Origin of the sequence: Ostreibacterium oceani (assembly GCF_009362845.1) — a bacterium.
In the GTDB taxonomy this organism is placed as follows: domain Bacteria; phylum Pseudomonadota; class Gammaproteobacteria; order Cardiobacteriales; family Ostreibacteriaceae; genus Ostreibacterium; species Ostreibacterium oceani.
In genome coordinates this window covers 33,723-52,882 of record NZ_WHNW01000014.1, presented here as the reverse complement: position 1 = coordinate 52,882, position 19,160 = coordinate 33,723, and the positions used below count along the sequence as shown (strand labels likewise).

General features: G+C 45.3%; 16 protein-coding genes and 1 pseudogene. 9 read left to right on the top strand and 8 right to left on the bottom strand.

Annotated elements, in window-relative coordinates; genetic code table 11:
* Positions 1-499 precede the first annotated feature (499 nt).
* Positions 500-1,105: a superoxide dismutase gene (locus GCU85_RS09515; RefSeq protein WP_152810947.1), complete on the top strand. Its 606-nt coding sequence runs from the start codon at positions 500-502 to the stop codon at positions 1,103-1,105.
* A 446-nt stretch (positions 1,106-1,551) separates the two neighbouring features.
* Positions 1,552-2,421, top strand: a complete 870-nt coding sequence (locus GCU85_RS09510; RefSeq protein ID WP_152810946.1) for a DMT family transporter — start codon at positions 1,552-1,554, stop codon at positions 2,419-2,421.
* 3 nt (positions 2,422-2,424) lie between these two features.
* On the opposite strand, the gene GCU85_RS09505 is transcribed toward GCU85_RS09510, so the two are convergent.
* Positions 2,425-2,781 carry a chorismate mutase gene (locus GCU85_RS09505; protein WP_152810945.1) on the bottom strand — a complete coding sequence of 119 codons (357 nt, stop codon included), beginning with the start codon at positions 2,779-2,781 and terminating at the stop codon, positions 2,425-2,427.
* Positions 2,782-2,887: 106 nt separating this feature from the next.
* Complete coding sequence (locus GCU85_RS09500) at positions 2,888-4,882, bottom strand: UvrD-helicase domain-containing protein (RefSeq protein ID WP_152810944.1); 1,995 nt, start codon at positions 4,880-4,882, stop codon at positions 2,888-2,890.
* Positions 4,883-5,263: 381 nt separating this feature from the next.
* Here GCU85_RS09500 and GCU85_RS09495 point away from each other — a divergent pair, with 381 nt between their 5' ends.
* Positions 5,264-6,424 (top strand): phosphoserine transaminase, encoded by a 1,161-nt coding sequence (locus tag GCU85_RS09495; protein ID WP_152810951.1) that lies wholly within the window; start codon positions 5,264-5,266, stop codon positions 6,422-6,424.
* Between the two features lie 24 nt (positions 6,425-6,448).
* Here GCU85_RS09495 and mfd read toward each other — a convergent pair whose 3' ends face one another.
* The gene (gene mfd / locus GCU85_RS09490; protein ID WP_152810943.1) at positions 6,449-9,976 is read right to left on the bottom strand and encodes a transcription-repair coupling factor; all 3,528 of its coding nucleotides are present in this window, start codon (positions 9,974-9,976) and stop codon (positions 6,449-6,451) included.
* Positions 9,977-10,452: 476 nt separating this feature from the next.
* On the opposite strand from mfd, the gene GCU85_RS09485 reads away from it, so the two are divergent.
* From GCU85_RS09485 to GCU85_RS09470, 4 genes are all read left to right on the top strand, one after another.
* Positions 10,453-11,097: a response regulator gene (locus tag GCU85_RS09485; RefSeq protein WP_152810942.1), complete on the top strand. Its 645-nt coding sequence runs from the start codon at positions 10,453-10,455 to the stop codon at positions 11,095-11,097.
* A gap of 309 nt (positions 11,098-11,406) precedes the next feature.
* The gene (gene minD, locus GCU85_RS09480) at positions 11,407-12,216 is read left to right on the top strand and encodes a septum site-determining protein MinD (protein WP_152810941.1); all 810 of its coding nucleotides are present in this window, start codon (positions 11,407-11,409) and stop codon (positions 12,214-12,216) included.
* Position 12,217: 1 nt separating this feature from the next.
* A complete protein-coding gene (minE, locus tag GCU85_RS09475; protein ID WP_152810940.1) occupies positions 12,218-12,508 on the top strand; it encodes a cell division topological specificity factor MinE in 291 nt (96 codons plus the stop codon).
* A gap of 14 nt (positions 12,509-12,522) precedes the next feature.
* Positions 12,523-12,972, top strand: a complete 450-nt coding sequence (locus GCU85_RS09470; RefSeq protein ID WP_218110657.1) for an RNA-binding S4 domain-containing protein — start codon at positions 12,523-12,525, stop codon at positions 12,970-12,972.
* A 36-nt stretch (positions 12,973-13,008) separates the two neighbouring features.
* Here GCU85_RS09470 and GCU85_RS09465 read toward each other — a convergent pair whose 3' ends face one another.
* Positions 13,009-14,241 carry a succinylglutamate desuccinylase/aspartoacylase family protein gene (locus GCU85_RS09465; protein WP_152810939.1) on the bottom strand — a complete coding sequence of 411 codons (1,233 nt, stop codon included), beginning with the start codon at positions 14,239-14,241 and terminating at the stop codon, positions 13,009-13,011.
* A gap of 82 nt (positions 14,242-14,323) precedes the next feature.
* Between GCU85_RS09465 and gltX the strand changes: the two genes are divergently transcribed.
* Both gltX and GCU85_RS10075 read left to right on the top strand, forming a co-directional pair.
* Positions 14,324-15,778: a glutamate--tRNA ligase gene (gene gltX, locus GCU85_RS09460; protein ID WP_152810938.1), complete on the top strand. Its 1,455-nt coding sequence runs from the start codon at positions 14,324-14,326 to the stop codon at positions 15,776-15,778.
* A gap of 21 nt (positions 15,779-15,799) precedes the next feature.
* A pseudogene (locus GCU85_RS10075) lies at positions 15,800-15,943 on the top strand (adenine methyltransferase); the annotation flags it as partial.
* Positions 15,944-16,141: 198 nt separating this feature from the next.
* Here the strand turns inward: GCU85_RS10075 and GCU85_RS09450 are convergent.
* From GCU85_RS09450 to phnC, 4 genes are all read right to left on the bottom strand, one after another.
* Complete coding sequence (locus tag GCU85_RS09450) at positions 16,142-16,540, bottom strand: DUF2306 domain-containing protein (RefSeq protein WP_152810937.1); 399 nt, start codon at positions 16,538-16,540, stop codon at positions 16,142-16,144.
* Between the two features lie 92 nt (positions 16,541-16,632).
* A complete protein-coding gene (gene phnE, locus GCU85_RS09445; RefSeq protein ID WP_152810936.1) occupies positions 16,633-17,442 on the bottom strand; it encodes a phosphonate ABC transporter, permease protein PhnE in 810 nt (269 codons plus the stop codon).
* On the bottom strand, positions 17,439-18,284 hold the full coding sequence (gene phnE, locus GCU85_RS09440; protein WP_218110655.1) for a phosphonate ABC transporter, permease protein PhnE: 846 nt from the start codon (positions 18,282-18,284) through the stop codon (positions 17,439-17,441). The genes phnE (GCU85_RS09445) and phnE (GCU85_RS09440) overlap by 4 nt, the downstream gene beginning before the upstream one ends.
* Positions 18,281-19,138 (bottom strand): phosphonate ABC transporter ATP-binding protein, encoded by an 858-nt coding sequence (gene phnC / locus GCU85_RS09435; RefSeq protein WP_152810935.1) that lies wholly within the window; start codon positions 19,136-19,138, stop codon positions 18,281-18,283. The genes phnE (GCU85_RS09440) and phnC overlap by 4 nt, the downstream gene beginning before the upstream one ends.
* Positions 19,139-19,160: the final 22 nt, after the last annotated feature.

The window sequence follows — 19,160 nt, the reverse complement described above, 5'->3', positions numbered from 1 at the left end:
TTTTTGAATTGACAAGTAAAATACTCGCACAAATTATTTTGTCTACCATCTGTTAAAGATCTGCCCCAAAAGGCGAGGATGCGTATTATACACCCCAGCAAACACCCGTCAAATACTTTTTGATAAGTTTTTGCAGAAAACGAACGATTAATGGCTGACTTTCTGTTTTTAAAGGCTATTTATTTTGCACTTTATAATGGCAATCCACGATTAATCTATTTGCTGCGCTTTTTCGGTGCTTTTCTGCGTGTTTTTTTATGGTTTTTGTGTCGGTTTTTTGTGTCGGTTTTTTGCGTGGCTTTTTTCGCAGACTTTTGTATAGACAATCGAGCGATTGCTCACCTGCTGCCTGGCGCGAATATGGTTTGGCTTTGTTGTATTGCCCTTTAGCTGTTCGACTCTTATTTATTTACTCAAGGCTATTTCTTATCTCAGTGCATTTTGTTACTATGGTGATGCAATACTTAAATACGACTTATCAATCTTCTGGAGGAAATTCATGAGCTTTCAATTTGCTGACCTACCCTACGATTACAACGCACTTGAGCCCTATATTGATGCGCAGACAATGGAAATCCATTACGACCGCCATCATCGGACCTACTATAATAACTTCGTCAATGCGATTCAGGATACCCCGCTAGCCGATCAATCACTCAACGATATTCTAAGTAACATTTCATCGCATTCTGTTGCTATTCGTAATAATGCAGGTGGTTTTTATAACCATAACCTATTCTGGCAATGCATGAGCAACAGCAGCAGCGGTCAGCCGACAGGCGAACTCGCTTTGGCAATTGATAGCGCATTTGGTGCATTTGACACCCTCAAAGAAAAAATGACCCAAGCAGGCATCACGCGGTTTGGCTCTGGCTTTGCTTGGTTAATCGTCAAAGACGGACAGCTTGAAATCACCTCAACACCTAACCAAGACAACCCACTGATGGATGTTGCTGATGTCAAAGGACAGCCTATCCTCGCACTGGATGTCTGGGAACATGCGTACTACTTAAAGTATCAAAACAAGCGTCCAGACTATATTAATAATTGGTGGAATGTCGTTAACTGGGATTTTGTTGCCAGTGAGTTCGCTAAGGCTAAATAAACCCTAGATAAGTACATGGCAAATGTGAGCTTATTATTTTAGCTTACCAATAGTTTACTAAACGCTATTTGCCTGTAGGTTTTTTGCTGGTTCGTTAACACCCTAACGACGACCTAACGACACCCTAACGACCAAACTAAAGCAGTGTCATCTTGATGGCGCTGCTTTTTTTATTCTAATTTTTATTCTAAAACGGCAATACCCGCGTGTTTTTACTAGCTATAGTAGACTGACTCCCTTATAATCGCGTATAGATGACAGGCGTCAATTTACCCGAAACAACATACTTGAGATAACGTAACTGAGATAACACGACAAAATCTAACCAATTAACCTAATTAATCTAATTAACCTATACCGCCTGTTAGATTCTAGATTCTCTCAACTGAGATTATTTACTGAGACTGCTTACTTAGCCCTTACCACTTAACCGCTTAACATTTCTAATGCCTGTTTATCAAATTGTTGGTTATTTTTTATACATGGCCGCCGCTTGGGGCGCGTCTTTTATGTTTATGCGCATTGGCGTCCCTGAATTTGGTGCGTTTAGCTTTGCAGGGCTGCGCTTGCTAATGGCAGGATTAATCTTATCCCCCATGCTATTTCTCGTTGCACGACGACGCCAAGAATTCAAAGCCAACTGGCTAAGACTATCGGCTATTGCACTACTGAATCTGGCCATTCCATTTACCTTGTTTGCCATTGCTGCACACAGCATCAATGCAAGCACAGCATCGGTGCTAAACGCGACCACGCCGATGCTCACAGGCATCATTGCGCATTTAATTTTTAAGGACTACCTGACAAGATGGCAATTTTTAGGGCTTTTTATTGGTGTTGTTGGCGTGGCGCTACTGATGCTAGATAGCGCCAAACAACATCCTAGCCATTTGAACGCGGCTTTTCTTATCTTGATTGCATGCTTGCTTTATGCAATTAGTGGCAATCTAACCAAGCGTTACTTGGCGCATATTGGCCCCATGACAACGGCAGCAAGCGGGTTATTGGTTTCGGGTATTGCGATGCTGCCACTGACTTTTTATCATTTCCCCGCACAAACGATTTCGTTGAGCGCTTGGGGGGCTGTTTTCGGCATTGCGGTCTTATCGACAGCACTCGCTATGCTTGCCTATTACAGCGTCATCAAAATTGTCGGCCCAACGCGTACCAGCAGTGTTACGTTACTCGTGCCCGTATTTGGCATTTTCTGGGGGATGGTGCTGCTAAACGAGCAAGTTACACTAAAAATGCTAATCGGCACCGTGATTATTATTGCAGGCACCAGTCTAACGCAATTTATGCGCCGCGCAAAATAAGTATTAACCCGAATGATTATCGGTGGGTTGCGTCTGTGCTGCTTGGGTGGCTTGAGTCGCTAGCCAAACGGCTTTTTCCTGGCGAATCGATTCATCAATCAAGTGGCGATAAACCGATTCGATATAATCTTCACTAACACCCATCGCATTCGCATAGGCCTTGGCGCGCGTTATTATCGCTTCGATACGTCCATAAATACGCACATCGGACGCCGTTTCTTTAAAGGCTGCTGCTTGCACAATATACTGGATGCGCTCACACAACAACGGGATAATTTGCGCATCTAAGGCATCAACCGCTTGACGCACTTCATCCAAATCTCGACAGCGCTGTATCGTTGGCTTTGCTAATTTTGACATGGTGTTTATATCCTCATTCTTTTTATCGTATTACGGGTTATTGTTGAGCAGGCATTGCTGAGCGGGCATTGCTAACCAGACATTACTATTGATATTATTGACATGACTATTCATCCGCATCACCCACCATCGCCAGTAACTCATCAAACATACTATCCAATTTTTCTTGCTTTTCCTCTGGTGACAAGTCGGGCTCATTAATGCCTTCCCACACAATTTCTTCATAAGGCAACTCTGACAAAAAACGACTCGCCGTTGTCTCGATACGGTTGCCCCCGATTTGACGATGCTTGGCCAGCGTTAACCACAACTGGTATTGCGCGCGCGTCATCCCGACATACAACAAGCGCCGCTCTTCTTCGACTAATGCGTCCTCCTCAACACAATTGTGGTGTGGCAACAATCCTTCTTCTAAGCCGACAACAAAAACACACGGGAACTCCAATCCTTTGGCGGAATGTAGCGTCATCAACGACACTGCTGGTTGCAACTCGTTATTCTCGGCTTGTTGCTCTAACATATCCAGCAACAACATCCGTTGCACAACATCCGATAAGTCATTAATCTCTTCATGGTCTTGTAAGCGGCTAATCCAATCTTGCAATTCGGCGATTAACTCAACGCGTTTTTCGCCACCACGCCCATGTAATGCCTTCACATAATCAATATACTCGGTATCGCCAATCACCCAGTCCAACAGCTGGCGCGGGGATTCACCGCGTTCACTTTTTTCATGCAGCGACATCAGCCACTTCGCAAACGTATAAAGCGTTTCTTGTGATTTTTTAGACACCACTTCCGTCAAGCCCATTTCCAAGCAAGCAGGCAACATCGCCACACCGCGCTGTCTGGCGTATTCACTGAGCTTTTGCAGCGTAACCGTGCCGATTTCACGCTTAGGCGTATTAATAATGCGCGCAAAGGCGCGTTGATCATCAGGATTAGCAATCACCCGCAAATACGCGATTAAATCACGAATTTCAGCATGCTCAAAAAACGACGTCGAGCCGTTAATGACATAAGGAACACGTTGAAGCCGTAGCTGCTTTTCAATCGCGCGCGATTGATAGTTGCCCCGATACAAAATCGCATAGTCTGTCAGCTTAGTTGCATGGCGACTGTGGTGTGCTAACAATTGCGTGACAACGGTTTGTGCTTCTTCCGTTTCGTCTTGGCAAGCAATAACGCGAATCTTATCACCCCGATTAATCTCTGACCATAGCGTTTTTTCAAACAAGTGGCTATTATTGGCGATAACGGCATTGCTTGCCGATAAAATACGGCGATCACAGCGATAGTTTTGTTCTAACTTAATGACCTCTAGCGTGGGGAAATCATTGGCTAACAATAACAAATTCTCTGCCTCGGCACCACGCCACGAATAAATCGATTGGTCGTCATCCCCAACGGCAGTGAACTGCCCTGACAAACCTGCCAAGTCTTTAATTAATTGATACTGCGCGGCATTGGTGTCTTGGTACTCATCGACCAATAAATAACGAATACGCTGCCGCCATTTAGCCAACACAGCAGGCTGCTCGGCAAATAGCGTCAAACAATGACCGATTAAATCATCAAAATCGACGGCATTCAATGCCAATAGATGTTGATTATAATGTTGTGCAATGCGGCGAATTTCATCGGTAAATTCGCCTTTGTTCAAAATATCGTTTTTGCATTGTGATAGTTGTGATTGAACCGTTTTGAGTGTTTTATCGTCTAATTGGGTAATGTCTTTTAGGATGGACAAGCAGTCACGTTGGTCAAAAATACTAAATGATTTGGATAGCCCCACATGATGCCCATCTTCTTTTAAGATTCGCAACCCCAGCGTGTGAAAAGTCGATACCCACAGGCCTTTGCGCTGTGCTTTGTCTAGCTTTTCACTGGCGCGTTTTTTCATCTCTTGCGCGGCTTTGTTCGTAAACGTGATAGCCACGACTTGATTGGCCTTATAACCACAAGTTTTTATCAGATAATTAATTTTTTCTGTGATAACCCCTGTTTTACCGCTGCCCGCACCAGCCAACACTAAAACAGGGCCGCTAATGTAATGCACAGCAGCCAATTGTTGCGGGTTTAACGATTTTGTCGGTTTCATTTTACTCAGGCCACATTTACAACAAACATTCACAACAAAAAACAAACGCGCGCTTAAGCGCTCGCTTGTCAAAAAATATCACACCAACATCTGGTGTCCAGACGCATTGTTGGCGTATTTACGCCACAAAGACGCACATGATAGCACTTTGTTCGCCATTCAGGAATAAAACTGACGTATTCAGACTAAGACACCTATAGTCAATGACAAGAAAATTTGGCATAATTAGCACAGACCTTTTGAAAAAAGATAGTCTGCCGTCACACCTGTTATATTGGTTGATTGATAGCGAAGGTTTTTTATTAGATGCCAGTCAGTTATGACAGCAACCCCATCACACTCAACCCAGCGAACCTTATGAATAACACCACAAAACCCACAATGAAGCCCACAATGAAGCCAACAACCAAACCCAATAACCCCAATTTTTCCTCTGGCCCTTGCGCCAAACGACCTGGCTGGTCACTAGACCAGCTCAATGGCGCCGTACTGGGTCGCTCGCATCGCGGCAAAGCAGGCAAAGCCAAGCTCGCTGAAGTCATTAATTTATCCAAAACCATTTTGGCGATTCCCGACGACTATCACGTGGGTATTGTTCCCGCATCAGATACGGGGGCAGTTGAAATGGCACTGTGGTCATTGCTGGGCCCAAAAACCGTTGATATTTATGCGTGGGAAGCCTTTTCAAAAACGTGGTTAGGTGACATTGTCAACCAATTAAAATTAACCAACAACCAGTACACTGCGCCCTATGGCGAACTGCCCGATTTGGCTAACTATCATTCAGATAACGATAGCGTTTTTGTTTTTAACGGCACGACATCAGGTGTTCGTTTGCCGCATCTAGATTGGATTGCAGATAACCGTACGGGACTTACCATTTGTGATGCCACTTCAGCGGTTTTTTCGCAAACCTTAGACTTTAATAAACTGGATGTTGTCACTTGGTCTTGGCAAAAAGTGCTGGGCGGCGAAGCCGCACATGGCATGATTGCACTGTCTCCGCGCGCCGTAGAACGCTTAGAAACGTACACACCGCCTTGGCCATTACCTAAAATTTTTACACTCAGCAAATCGGGTAAACTCATTGCCGATATTTTTGAAGGGGCAACAATTAACACGCCGTCTATGCTCTGTGTCGAAGACGCCATTGATAGCATGCAATGGGTCAATACGATTGGCGGCCAATCCGCGTGTCAGGCGATTAGCGATAAAAATCTCGCGATAATCAAGGCGTGGGTCGCGCGTACTGACTGGGTTGATTTTTTAGCCAAAGCCCCCGATACCTATTCCAATACGTCTATTTGTTTGGTTATTACCGATACCCAATTTAATGCAATGGAAGAAGGCGAGCAACGTAATAAAATCAAATCGTTGTGCGCACTACTTGAATCAGAAAACGCGGCTTACGATATCAATGCGTATAAATCTGCGCCACCGGGATTACGTATTTGGGGGGGCGCAACCGTCGCCAACGATGATATCAGCGCGCTACTGCCTTGGATTGAATGGGCTTACCACACCGTCATGACGGCAGACTAACTAAATCTAACTAACCGCAGCCAACTAACTAACCGCGGCCAACCAAGATTTTAACGCAGCAAGGCGTTCGTCTATGGTTGGCATTTCCTGGCTGATTTGTAGCTTATTGTTGGCTTTGAGCTGGTATTTCGCTGGGTCACTCTGCAATAACGCAATCAGTTTTTGGTTATCTAATTGATGGTTATCGGCGAGTACCACTACCCATTGGCTGTCGCTTGCATTTAATTTGCTAACGCCTGAATCGCGTAGTAGCAGTTTGGCTTCACTAACGGCAAATAGTGTTTTGGTGGCATCGGGTAGCAGACCAAATCGATCAATCAATTCAACACGAATCGTATCAAAGGATTCTACCTCTTGACAGCTAGCGATGCGTTTATAAAACAGTAAACGCGTATGCACATCATAGATATAGTCATCGGGAATCAACGCAGGCAACCCTAAATCAACGTCTATCGTTGATTGAACTGCATCCAAATCAAGCACCGTGTTGTTTTTCATGGCTTCAATCGTTTGCGCGAGCATCTCATGGTACAAACTAAACCCTATCTCTGTGACGTGTCCGCTTTGGTTATCCCCTAGCAACTCACCCGCGCCGCGAATTTCCATATCCTGAGATGCCAACATAAACCCAACACCCAGTCCGTTTAGTGTAGAAAATGCCGCTATCCTTTTTTGTGCATCACGCGACATAAGTGCCGTATCAGGCACAATCAGGTAGGCATAAGCTTGGTGATGAGAACGCCCCACGCGCCCGCGAAGCTGGTGTAATTGCGCCAGACCAAATCGGTCCGCTCGATTAATAAAAATCGTATTGGCGTTGGGGTTATCGATGCCTGACTCAATGATAGTAGTGGTCAACAAGATATCAAATCGGTGATTGTGAAAATCTTGCATAATTTGTGCCAGTTCACGCTCTGGCATTTTGCCGTGTGCATGGCGAATGCTTAATGCTGGAAATAGCGCAGCCAAATTTGCTTCGACACGCATCATGGTATTGATATCATTATGTAAAAAATAAATTTGTCCGCCACGACTGGTTTCACGCATAACGCCTTCGTGGATGATGGATTCATCGTAGGGCGAAAATATGGTGTGGACTGGCGTACGCTTAGGCGGTGGGCTGGCTATAATCGACAAATCACGCAAATCCGCGAGTGTCATAGACAAGGTTCTGGGTATCGGTGTTGCTGTCATGGTTAAAATATTGACATCGGTTCTTAGTGCTTTGAGCTTTTCTTTTTGTTTCACGCCAAATTTGTGTTCTTCGTCGATAATGACTAAACGCAATTCAGCAAAGGCCACGTCTTTTTGAATTAAGCGGTGCGTACCGATCACAATATCCACTTGCCCTGATTGGACTTGCGCTAAAATTTCTGCTTGCGCTTTTGCACTTCTAAACCGAGACAGCCCCGCAATGTTTATTGGAAATGCTGAAAATCTATCCACAAAATGTTGGTAATGTTGCTCTGCGAGTAACGTTGTCGGCACAATGACGGCCACTTGATAACCCGCATTAGCCACAGCAAATGCCGCACGCAAGGCAACTTCGGTTTTACCAAACCCCACATCGCCACAAACAATACGATCCATCGGTTTTTCCGATTGCAAGTCTTGATAAACCGCATTAAATGCCGCTTTTTGATCGGCAGTAGGGGCAAAATCAAACCCTGAGGCAAATTCAGCCAACTCGCTATCAATCACCGAAATTGACTGCCCTTTTGCTTGGGCGCGTTCTGCGTAGATGCCTAGCAGCTCGGCAGCGGTGTCGTAAATCCTCGCTTTGGCTTTGGCTTTGGCTTTTTTCCACTGCTTGCCATCCAAACGGTGTAACGGCGCATTATCTGCCGACACACCAGTATAACGACTAACACGTGCCAACTCGGTAATTGGAATAAAGAGTTTTTCATCATTTGCATAGTTTAGTGTGATGTATTCGTTGGTTTCATCATCAATCGTCACGCGTTCTAAGCCGAGATAGCGCCCTACGCCATGCTCAATATCGACAACAGGATCACCGATTTCAATCTGGCTTAAATCATTAATGATGGCGGCTAAATCGGGGGCTTCTTCTGCCGTAGGCTCTGTCGGTCGCCGCAATAAGTCTTGAGCGGCCAATAACGTGGCGGTGCCTAGCGGATAAGTTGACGCATTTTTGTCTACGCTGCCTTGCCTTTTCTCTCGCCCGCCATTTTGCCCGCCCTCTTGTCCACCCTCTTGATGGTATTGCAAAACAAAAGATTGAACAAACGCGCCGCCTGTACCACTTACACTATTGGCACTATCGGTAATATTGGCACTATCGGCGCTATTGCTACTATTTGTAGCGTTTGCAACGCCGATTCCGATAGCGGGACTTTGCCTATCCCATGCCATAAAATCAACGCCATCTAGACGTACCGATAATTTGTCTTGGATCGCGTTATACTGTCCTTCGCCTTGACAAAAAACATAAACTGGCGCTTGGCTTTCGACCATTGCTTCTAATTGCGCCCAGCGTTTCTCAGTCGTCTCTGCCCACGCAAATGGTTGTAAATCATACTCGCTGGCGCGCGAATCAACTGGTATTAGTCGCGATTTTATCACCGCCAAAAAGGTACTTTCATCGATATACAACTGCTCAGGCGCGGGTAAAGATTGCCCTCTGAGCAATTGAATTTGCTCATGACGTCGGCTAATACCCGCCATTAAATCTCGCCAATAATCGGCATAACCCGTCTGTACCGACAGCAATGCCTGCTGAGGCAAATAGTCAAACAACGTCACGGTTTGATCAAAAAATAACGGCAGATAATACTCCATGCCGCCCGTCAATCGCCCATTGGATACGGCTTGATAGACGCTGTGGCTTTCAGCCTCTACGCCCAGCCAACTGCGCATATGTTGACGAAAACAAATACGACCCGCGTCCGACAAATCAATCTCTCGGCTTGGGATGATTTCTACCCGCTCGATTTTGGCGGCCGTTAGCTGTGTCTTTACATCAAACACACGCAGGCTTTCAACCTCATCGTCAAAAAAGTCAATTCGTATAGGGAATTTGGCACCAGGTGGGAATACATCAATCAAGGCACCTCGCCGACTGAATTGACCTTTTTCAATGACTTGGCTAACCATCTGAAACCCTGCTTGAGTTAATCTTTTGCTTAACCTATCCATGGGTAATGTATCGCCAATGGCGAGTAAAAATCCTTGCTGGTACAAATAATCGGGGGGGCATAATCGAGAAATCAGCGCATCAACGGAGGTCACTACGATGCCTTGCTGCAAATCACGCAATCGATATAATGTATGGAGCCTTATCGACACAATATTAGGGCTTGGCGAATACTGATCGTATGGCAACGTTTCCCAATGCGGAAAGTGATAGATCGGCAAGTCTAATCGCAATGCAATCAGCATATCGTAGAGTTTTTCCGCATCAGCGGCGTGCTGTGTGATAAATACCCTTACTTGCGTTTGAGTGGGGTTGTCTGCAACGGCGAGCAGCGCCTCGTGTATGTTGTTAAATTGCGCAGATAATGGCCAATTAAATGAAGAACGATTATTTACCATATTAAATTAACAACTCGCTTAACAGTAGATGGATAGTGGATTAGATAGTGGATAGATAGTAGATAAAGGGTGCTCGATGGATAATGGCGGGGTGTTATATTAACGACCTGTATAGTAAAGCGCTTATGTTTCGGGTAACTAAGTTTCGCGCTGCCAAATAACAGGTTAACTTGTCATAGTTTAACTTGAAACTTCCCTCATCGTTGAAATACCCATACTGATACTTAACACCAAAGATTTCACTAGCAGTTTTATCTAATTACTGCTAAAATCGCTCGCATTATAGCGGTAATTAAGCGTAAATGATAGTTTTGCAAGGCATAAGGACGGCAGTTATTGCACTGTTATGCGATGCAACACTTTCTTTTTTATTTATTTTTAACTAAAATAAATAGCCTTACTAGGAATAGACAAGGTCAATTTTTGACATCAACCACCTTGTTTACCGCCTATAAAAACAATTAAAAGGAGCGTTTATGATAAATGTGGTTATTATTGATGATCACGAGTTAATACGGATCGCCACGGCTAGCTTATTAGAGCAACAAGCCGATATTAGTGTTATTGGTGATGCAGCAACTGGTGAAGAAGGACTTGAGTTAATCAAAACACTCAAACCCCATATCGTCATTACGGATATTTCAATGCCAGGCATTGATGGCATTGAAGTCACTAGAAAAATCAAAAAAAGCCACAAAAAAGTACACGTCATTGTGCTGTCCCGATTTGACAACAGCCCTTATCCTGAAAAAGTCTTAGCTGCAGGTGCCAGTGGGTATATCAATAAAGGAGCAAGCCCCGACAGCATTACCGAAGCCATATACAAGGTCATGGCAGGCGAAAAATACATGTCACCTGATGTTGCCGCCAACCTCATCTTTGGTCATGTAGACGGCACCAAACAAATCGATACCGTTCGCGACAATCCGTTTGAAAAACTCACTAAACGTGAATTTCAAATTGTTAAGTACTTGATTGATGGCATTCGCCCAAACGACATCGCCGACTTACTCGACATTAGCGTCAAAACTGTCTTTACGCATCGTTCTCGCCTACACAACAAATTAGGCACAAAAAATGATGTCGAATTAACCAAATTAGCCAACAAATACAATCTGTAGCATTGCCGCGACAGTGCATAAAGCAACATAGGCGACGACCATGCTTGCTTCGCTGGGATAGTTTGCTGCGGTTTAGTTTGCTGTGGGTGTTTGGAATGCTTGGCATTGACAATGCATTAGATTCAGTATTACTTATTTCTTATCCGCTTTTTTTGCTTTATAATACAGAGCAATTTTAGTGCGGTTTTATGCGATGGCTATCGACATGGTACCACTGTAGTACTACTGTAGTACACGCTAGCGATACGCGATAAGCGATAGGCAATAAAACAAACAACCCAAAAATTTATCACGACTTAAGGAGTTCTAATGGCCAAAGTTATTGTTGTCACTTCCGGTAAAGGCGGTGTCGGAAAGACCACAACCAGTGCAAGTTTTGCCACTGGGCTAGCACTGCGCGGACACAAAACCGCAGTAATTGATTTTGATGTAGGGTTACGTAACCTCGATTTGATTATGGGGTGTGAACGGCGTGTTGTTTATGATTTTGTCAATGTCACTCAGGGCGAAGCCAGCATTAAACAAGCACTCATTCGTGATAAACGCGTTGAAAACCTCTATATCCTACCTGCCTCACAAACCCGCGATAAAGACGCCTTAGAAAAGGATGCGGTGGGCAAAGCCATCGAAGACTTAATTGCCGATGGCTTTGAATATATCGTTTGCGACAGCCCAGCGGGTATTGAGCGTGGCGCTTACTTGGCGCTCTACTTTGCAGATGAAGCATTGATTGTCACCAACCCTGAAGTGTCTTCTGTCCGCGACTCCGATCGTATTTTGGGCATTTTAGATAGCAAATCCAAAGCCGCCGAAGAAGGCCGAGAACTCAAACAACACTTAGTTGTCACGCGTTATGCGCCAGATCGCGTGGGTGCTGGCGAAATGATTTCTGTCGAAGACATTATTGAAATTCTAAACATCAAATTACTGGGCGTTATTCCTGAATCAGAGTCTGTCTTATCCTCGTCAAACAAAGGTGCGCCCGTTATTTTAGACAGCACCACGACAGCAGGACAAGCTTATTTGGATTTGGTATCTCGGTTTATGGGCGAAAGCGTGCCACACCGTTTTTTAACTGCCAAGAAAAAAGGCATCCTCTCTCGGATTTTAGGAGGGTAAGATGGGATTGTTTGATTTATTCAAAAAGAAAGAAACCAAATCCGCCAACCTCGCCAAAGAGCGTTTAAAAATCATTGTTGAGCACTCGCGCGCCGATGCCAATCGCCCTGAATTTCTCAATAAAATGCGGCTAGAGATTCTCGCGGTGGTTAAAAAATACGTGGATATTGACATTGACGATATTAGTACCAATATCGCGCACCAAGGGGATTCTGAAGTGCTAGAGTTAAATGTTATTTTGCCTGAAGAGGCGACAAAAACAGAAACGACAGAGACCAGCGATACCGCATAATAAAGCATAATCGCGTGAACCCAACCCGCAACAAACAACAAAAAGACACAGACGAGCCCGAAATTCGCTTAGATAAATGGTTGTGGGCTGCGCGTTTTTATAAAACGCGTAGCCTCGCAACGGACGCCATCAAAGGCGGAAAAGTCCACGTCAACGGTCAACGCGTCAAACCAAGCAAGCTGGTCGCGGTTGGTCAGTGTATTACTATCAACAAAGCCCCTGAGCGGATGACAATCGAAGTCATCGCTTTGTCAGACCGCCGTCAAAACTATACCATCGCACAGACGCGCTACGAAGAAACTGCCGAATCCATTGCCCAACGTGCAAAGGAAAGCGAATTGCGAAAACTCGCCAATCATGCCGTAACTCCTGCCAAATATGACGGCAAAGGACGTCCAACCAAAAAAAACCGACGAAAACTGACACAGTTGACGGACACAGACGATGACGCTGCATCGTCATGAAATACCCAGCTAAGCCGCCCAGCTAAAGCCGCCCAATCAAAACGCCAATAAGTTTCCCTGCCGATACGTCAGCGGCGTATCCCCGACTATTTTAACGACAGTATGCCCTGGACGCACCAGATTATTCGTTATCTGCGTAAATACAATCCCGTCGGCATTTGCCACTAACGGTATGCGAGGGCTTGCGCTTGGGGGCTGCGTAATATCGATAAGCTCTGCGACAACATCGCCTGCTTTGACTGCCTCACCTAGGGCTTTTTTATAAACCACCAAGCCCGCACTCGGCGCGATAATCGTATCAACGGCAGTCAGTAATTTACTGATTGATTGGGCTGGCACTGATGCTGTCTGCGCTGCGATTAAGCCGACATCCTCGTCTTGAACCACGCCAATCTGCACCAAATAGCGATACAAATTCGCGGCATCCTGCGCGTTAATGACATCATCGACATCGCCTTGCCCACGCAGCTCCACTGTGCTGCTAAAGCACGGCATACCTACAGGGCTTTCTATACCGCGTTGCTTGAGCAAATCTGATAATTTCCACCAAGCACCCGCCCCAGCAATATCAAATCCGATACAACCAGGATCGTCCTCCAGCAATACCAAGTCACAATCCAAACAAGCGGCCAACAACTCACCTTGTGTTTGCTGCCGTTGATTGCAATACAGGTGTAAAATAGATTTGGTGTCGCAATGTAAATCCAACACATAATCGCTATCAAATGATAACAATAACAATTGTTTTTTTAAGTAATCAATTGCAAGGCTGGGCTGATAAGCGTTTAATTTATCGGCAAAGACCTTGCGAATACGTTGTTGATTATCCAATTTATTTTCAGTCAATTGGAGACTAACTTCATCGACTGCCCAATTCGCCAAATCGACATAATCTCGGTTAAAATTCCCCGTCATGTCAAAATCGAATCGCCCGATATGGTAGCCTTTTAAAAACTGCGCCATCCCCATTGGATTAGCATAAGGCAACAACACAATTTCCCCGACAATATTGCCCTTAGCATCCGCGGCATCTAACAGTATTTGCAAGTGGTTTAGCGCTAAAATACCTGGCCATTCATCGGCGTGCAACCCCGCCTGTAGGTAAACTTTGGGCGGTCTTTGTCTGTTATCTTGCGTATTCTCTTGCGTATTAGTTTGAGCGCCGCTGCGACCCTCGTTGTGCCCCCCGTAGCGTACCACGGTTAAATACGTTTCAACACCGGGGGTTGCCGATAACAAGTTGATTTTTTCAATGCGTCGTGTCTTCATTAGGATTTTTCCGCCACTATTAGGGTTTTGAGATTATATGCTATAAAATACGTATTTTGCATCAAAACGGCAAGAGGTTTGCATGATTATTACTCGATTTCCACCATCGCCCACTGGTGATTTGCATATTGGTGGCGTTCGCACCGCCCTATATAATTGGTTAGTCGCCAGACAAGCCAACGGTCAATTTATTCTGCGCATCGAAGACACCGATAGCCAGCGCGAAAAAACAAACGCCGTTGCTGGTATTATCGAAGGGATGCAATGGTTAGGTCTAGACTATGACGCGGGCCCCATCTTTCAAAGCGACCGCTATGACCGCTATCGCCAAGCGGTTCAACAGTTACTTGACGAAGGCAAGGCCTATTATTGCTATTGCAGTCGTGAGCGCCTAGATAAGCTACGCGAAGAGCAAATGGCTAACAAAGAAAAACCAAAATACGATGGCCATTGCCGTGATAACGCAAGCCGTGATAACGTAAATGGCGATAGTGCAAGCCATGCTAATCACAGCCCCAAAACGGATAACGCACAACCAGTCGTACGCTTTAAAAACCCCACCGAAGGCGATGTCGTTTGGCAAGATATGGTCCACGGGGAAATTCGTTTTGCCAATACTGAGCTTGATGATTTAATTATTCAACGCGCCGATGGCTCACCCACGTATAATTTTTGTGTGGTGGTCGATGATATTGATATGCAAATGACGCATATCATTCGCGGTGACGACCACATCAACAATACACCGAGACAAATCAATATTTTCAAGGCATTCGACGCGACGCTACCCCAGTTTGGTCATGTCGGTATGATTTTGGGTGATGATGGCAAAAAACTCTCCAAACGCCACGGTGCATCGTCAGTTTTGGCCTTTCGTGATGCGGGTTATCTACCCGCTGCGATTATTAATTACTTGGTGCGATTAGGGTGGTCGCATGGCGATCAAGAGATTTTCTCTGTCACCGAACTACTCGAAAAATTCGACATTAATACGGTCAACACAGCAGCCTCAGCATTTAACACCGAAAAACTCAACTGGCTCAACCAGCATTATATGAAAACACTACCGCCCGAGCAGTTATTGCCTGGGCTTACCTATCAATATCAAACACTAGGCATCGACACAGGTGATACGGATTTGACCACGATAATCCCCTACTACAGCGAGCGTGCCAAGACGCTCAAAGAAATGGCGCAACAGACACGGTGGTTATTTGAGCCTGTCAGCGAATACCCTGAAAAAGCCGCCAAAAAAGCATTTCACTCAGACGCTGGTCGTTACTTGGGCTTTATCCACGAACAATTAGCCGCCATTGACCCGATACATTGGCAATCCGAAGCATTACACCAAGCGCTTGAAACGACGGCTAGCCATTTCGATGTCGGCTTTGGTAAGGTTGGCATGCCACTACGATTAGCCTTAACAGGTGGCAGCCCAAGCCCCAATATCGACGACATTTTGATACTACTAGGGAAAACCAAATCACTACATGCAATTAACACCGCAGTAGATTATTTGAATCAAGCGACGACATAACTAAAAAGGATTGGGGCTGGCATGACACTCGAGCAATATATCAACAATCTCAACCAGCGTTACCAACTCGGTAACGCAACTGAGCACACCTTTCGAGGTGATTTGCAGCTTTTGTTAGAGACGTTAGTCCCTACTATCCGCGCAACCAACGAAACTAACGGACAACAAACCATCGAGCAAACTACCACCCCGCCCAAAAATGGCTCAAAGACCGCAAAGACCGCACGCTAGAATTTGATGATATTTTGCACTATCAAAAAATCATTGTGGCACTTACCGAAACAGATAGGGTAATGAAAGCGATTGATGAAATCACGTAGTGAAATTATCAGCGTAACTGATCGTACTGGGAACGCACACCGACTAACCGCCTATCAACACGGCGTTCATGATACGCCCTGGTAAAAAGGTAAATCCACCAGCAACAATTAAGCCAAAGCAATACGTAGACAACATCGCCGCTTTGTGCTCACGTACACGCGCGTTTTTGATTGCCCAAATCGCGTATGCCAAGCTCACTAGCGTTACGATTGAAAGGATATGGATTGGACTCCACACACCCCATAATTGAATTTCATGTATAAAAAATGAACTCGCCGAAACGGTGGTGATTAAACACACCCAAATCCAGCCCATTGTTTTATGGTACTTTGTGCCTTTGGTCAATAAAAATTGAAAAATCCCAACGACTAATGCGAGCATGGCTGCAAAGGCGTGAATCTGAATTGACAATGGACTTTGTAATAAAGGGCCTAGCGTCATGAATATTCTCCTGTAGATTGTGGCTACTACCTCATTAATAAAAGCAGTCTACAATCTGAATCAGGCAATATCAAGCGCAACTTGCACATCGGTTAAATCACCGCTGACCGTACTTTGGCAGAAACCCATTCGCTGACGACCACTGTCGCGAGAATTACTAATAAAATTAGCGTGACTTGTGGCCAAGCAAGCACATTCATCGAGGCTTGTAGTTTAAGACCAATACCGCCTGCACCAACGAGCCCGAGTATGGTGCTTTCGCGGATATTAATATCCCAACGAAACACACTAATACCAAAAAAGGCAGGCATAATCTGCGGTACAATAGCATAGTTTAGCACTTGCATGCGACTTGCGCCTGTTGCCATGACAGCCTCGACTTGGTGTTCGTCAATCTCTTCAATCGCCTCGTACAACAATTTGCCGATAAAACCAATCGAGCGCAGTGCAATGGCAATAATACCTGCCAACAATCCAGGGCCAATAATGGCCACCAGCAATAACGCCCAAATTAAGGAATTAATAGATCGCGAAGCCACAATAATCCACAGCGCCAAAGGTCGAATAAATAAACGCGATGGCGTGGTGTTTTGTGCGGCTAAAAAGGCAATGGGTACCGCTAAAACAATGCCACCAAGTGTCCCTAGGGTTGCAATATTAAGCGTGTCCCATAATGGCACCAGCAATTCAGAAAAGTATGACCAACGTGGTGGAAACATGCGCGAGCCAATGTCGGCGGCTTGCGTCGGAGCATCCCACACAAACAGCCAAATCGTATTGGCATTCATCACCTGCCAACACCAAACAAATAGCGCCACCAAAGCCAACCAAGCAAACCATGCTGCCAAGCGATGATTCCGCGAGCGAAACTCCCAATTATCTGAATAGGCTAATTTTTTCATTGCATTTTCTTACGTAAGTAACTTGAGCTGTATTCCACCAACAATACAATCACAATAATAATTAACAAAATCGCACCCGCACTGTCGTATTCATAGCGATCAATGGCGGTGTTTAAGGTGGCACCAATACCACCTGCGCCAACAATGCCTATAACCGAACTTTCGCGAAAGTTGATATCCAAACGATACAGCGACAGCCCCACTAAACGTGGCATGACCTGCGGTTGCACGGCGTAATTGATTAATTGCCACCATGATGCGCCAGTGGCCTTTATCGCTTCAACTTGGCTTTCGTCTAAGTCTTCGATATCTTCGGCTAAGAGTTTTGATAAAAAACCAATGGTAGCAAATGCTAACGTTAAAAAGCCAGCAAACGGTCCAAAGCCAAACATGGCGACAAAGAATATGGCAATGATGATTTCTTGTAACGAGCGTGAGACCGCCACAATACTGCGACAAATCATATATACATAACGCGGGGCTATATTTCTAGCAGCACCGATTCCTATCGGGACACTAATCAAAATACCGATAACGGTAGAGGTCAGCGTCATAGTCAAACTTTCGACCAATCCAACAGAAATATCTTTCCAGCGACTGGTGAAATCGGGCGTTAAAAAACCCATAACAAAATCACCGCCACGCGAAAGGCCTTCGGCGACTCTCACCCAATTTATTTCTAGCGTACCAAGGGCAAACGCCAAATAAATCACAAAGGCGCTGAGGATAATTTTACGCCATAGCGGGTGAGTTAAAATCTGCGGTGGTTTTTTCCACGCCGTCGGATAATGGGTATTTGCTGGCGACGTCGCAGGCGGTGTCGTCGTCGATGGCCTCATCATGCTGCAATTCCCTTTTCAGTCATTTTTTTTAATACCTGCGCATCAGATTCATGGGTCGTTGTTTCATGGGCCGTTGTTTCATCGTCATCATGCTCGGCTTGATTAACTGCATGCCAATCTTCTTCGCCGTAAATTTGCGTTAAAACGTTTTCGTCGAGCTCGCTTGGCAATCCGTCAAATACAACCTCGCCTTGGCGTAGGCCAATAATGCGCTGCATAAACTGTTTGGCGAGCGGCACATCGTGAATATTGATAATCGCGGGTAAATTGCGCTCTTGGCAAATTTCGGTGAGTAATCGCATAATTTGGCGACTGGTTTTGGGGTCGAGACTCGCCGTGGGTTCATCGATTAACAGCACATCGGGCTCTTGAGATAAAGCACGCGCAATACCGACGCGCTGGCGTTGCCCACCCGATAATGCATCCGCACGTTTATCAGCATGCGCCAACAACCCTACGCGATCAAGTAGCGCATAAGCACGCTGGATATCCTGTGCTGGAAATTTCCGTAGAAAAGAGCGCCAAAACGACACATAACCCAAGCGCCCAGAGAGGACATTTTCCATCACGGTTAAGCGCTCAACTAAAGCATATTCTTGGAAAATCATCCCAATACGACGACGTTCACGGCGTAGGTTTTTGGCAGACAGCGCCACCAAATCCACATCATTAAGCAGTACTTTGCCATCAGTGGGTGCAACCAGACGATTAATACAGCGAATCAACGTGGACTTACCAGCACCAGAAGGGCCAATCAATCCAACGACCTGTCCACGCTCGATATTTAGTGACACGTCGGATAAGGCTTTATCGCCTGTGGCATAAGTTTTGGTTAAATTTTCTATTTTAAGCATGAGTACGAATCTCTAAAGAGAC

What these genes read in the sequence shown, in the direction of transcription:
- GCU85_RS09515 (WP_152810947.1), top strand. Translation starts at nt 500, where the DNA reads ATGAGCTTTCAATTTGCTGACCTACCCTACGATTACAACGCACTTGAG.
- GCU85_RS09510 (WP_152810946.1), top strand. Translation starts at nt 1,552, where the DNA reads ATGCCTGTTTATCAAATTGTTGGTTATTTTTTATACATGGCCGCCGCT.
- GCU85_RS09505 (WP_152810945.1), bottom strand. Translation starts at nt 2,781, where the DNA reads ATGTCAAAATTAGCAAAGCCAACGATACAGCGCTGTCGAGATTTGGAT.
- GCU85_RS09500 (WP_152810944.1), bottom strand. Translation starts at nt 4,882, where the DNA reads ATGAAACCGACAAAATCGTTAAACCCGCAACAATTGGCTGCTGTGCAT.
- GCU85_RS09495 (WP_152810951.1), top strand. Translation starts at nt 5,264, where the DNA reads ATGAAGCCCACAATGAAGCCAACAACCAAACCCAATAACCCCAATTTT.
- mfd (WP_152810943.1), bottom strand. Translation starts at nt 9,976, where the DNA reads ATGGTAAATAATCGTTCTTCATTTAATTGGCCATTATCTGCGCAATTT.
- GCU85_RS09485 (WP_152810942.1), top strand. Translation starts at nt 10,453, where the DNA reads ATGATAAATGTGGTTATTATTGATGATCACGAGTTAATACGGATCGCC.
- minD (WP_152810941.1), top strand. Translation starts at nt 11,407, where the DNA reads ATGGCCAAAGTTATTGTTGTCACTTCCGGTAAAGGCGGTGTCGGAAAG.
- minE (WP_152810940.1), top strand. Translation starts at nt 12,218, where the DNA reads ATGGGATTGTTTGATTTATTCAAAAAGAAAGAAACCAAATCCGCCAAC.
- GCU85_RS09465 (WP_152810939.1), bottom strand. Translation starts at nt 14,241, where the DNA reads ATGAAGACACGACGCATTGAAAAAATCAACTTGTTATCGGCAACCCCC.
- gltX (WP_152810938.1), top strand. Translation starts at nt 14,324, where the DNA reads ATGATTATTACTCGATTTCCACCATCGCCCACTGGTGATTTGCATATT.
- GCU85_RS09450 (WP_152810937.1), bottom strand. Translation starts at nt 16,540, where the DNA reads ATGACGCTAGGCCCTTTATTACAAAGTCCATTGTCAATTCAGATTCAC.
- phnE (WP_152810936.1), bottom strand. Translation starts at nt 17,442, where the DNA reads ATGAAAAAATTAGCCTATTCAGATAATTGGGAGTTTCGCTCGCGGAAT.
- phnE (WP_218110655.1), bottom strand. Translation starts at nt 18,284, where the DNA reads ATGATGAGGCCATCGACGACGACACCGCCTGCGACGTCGCCAGCAAAT.
- phnC (WP_152810935.1), bottom strand. Translation starts at nt 19,138, where the DNA reads ATGCTTAAAATAGAAAATTTAACCAAAACTTATGCCACAGGCGATAAA.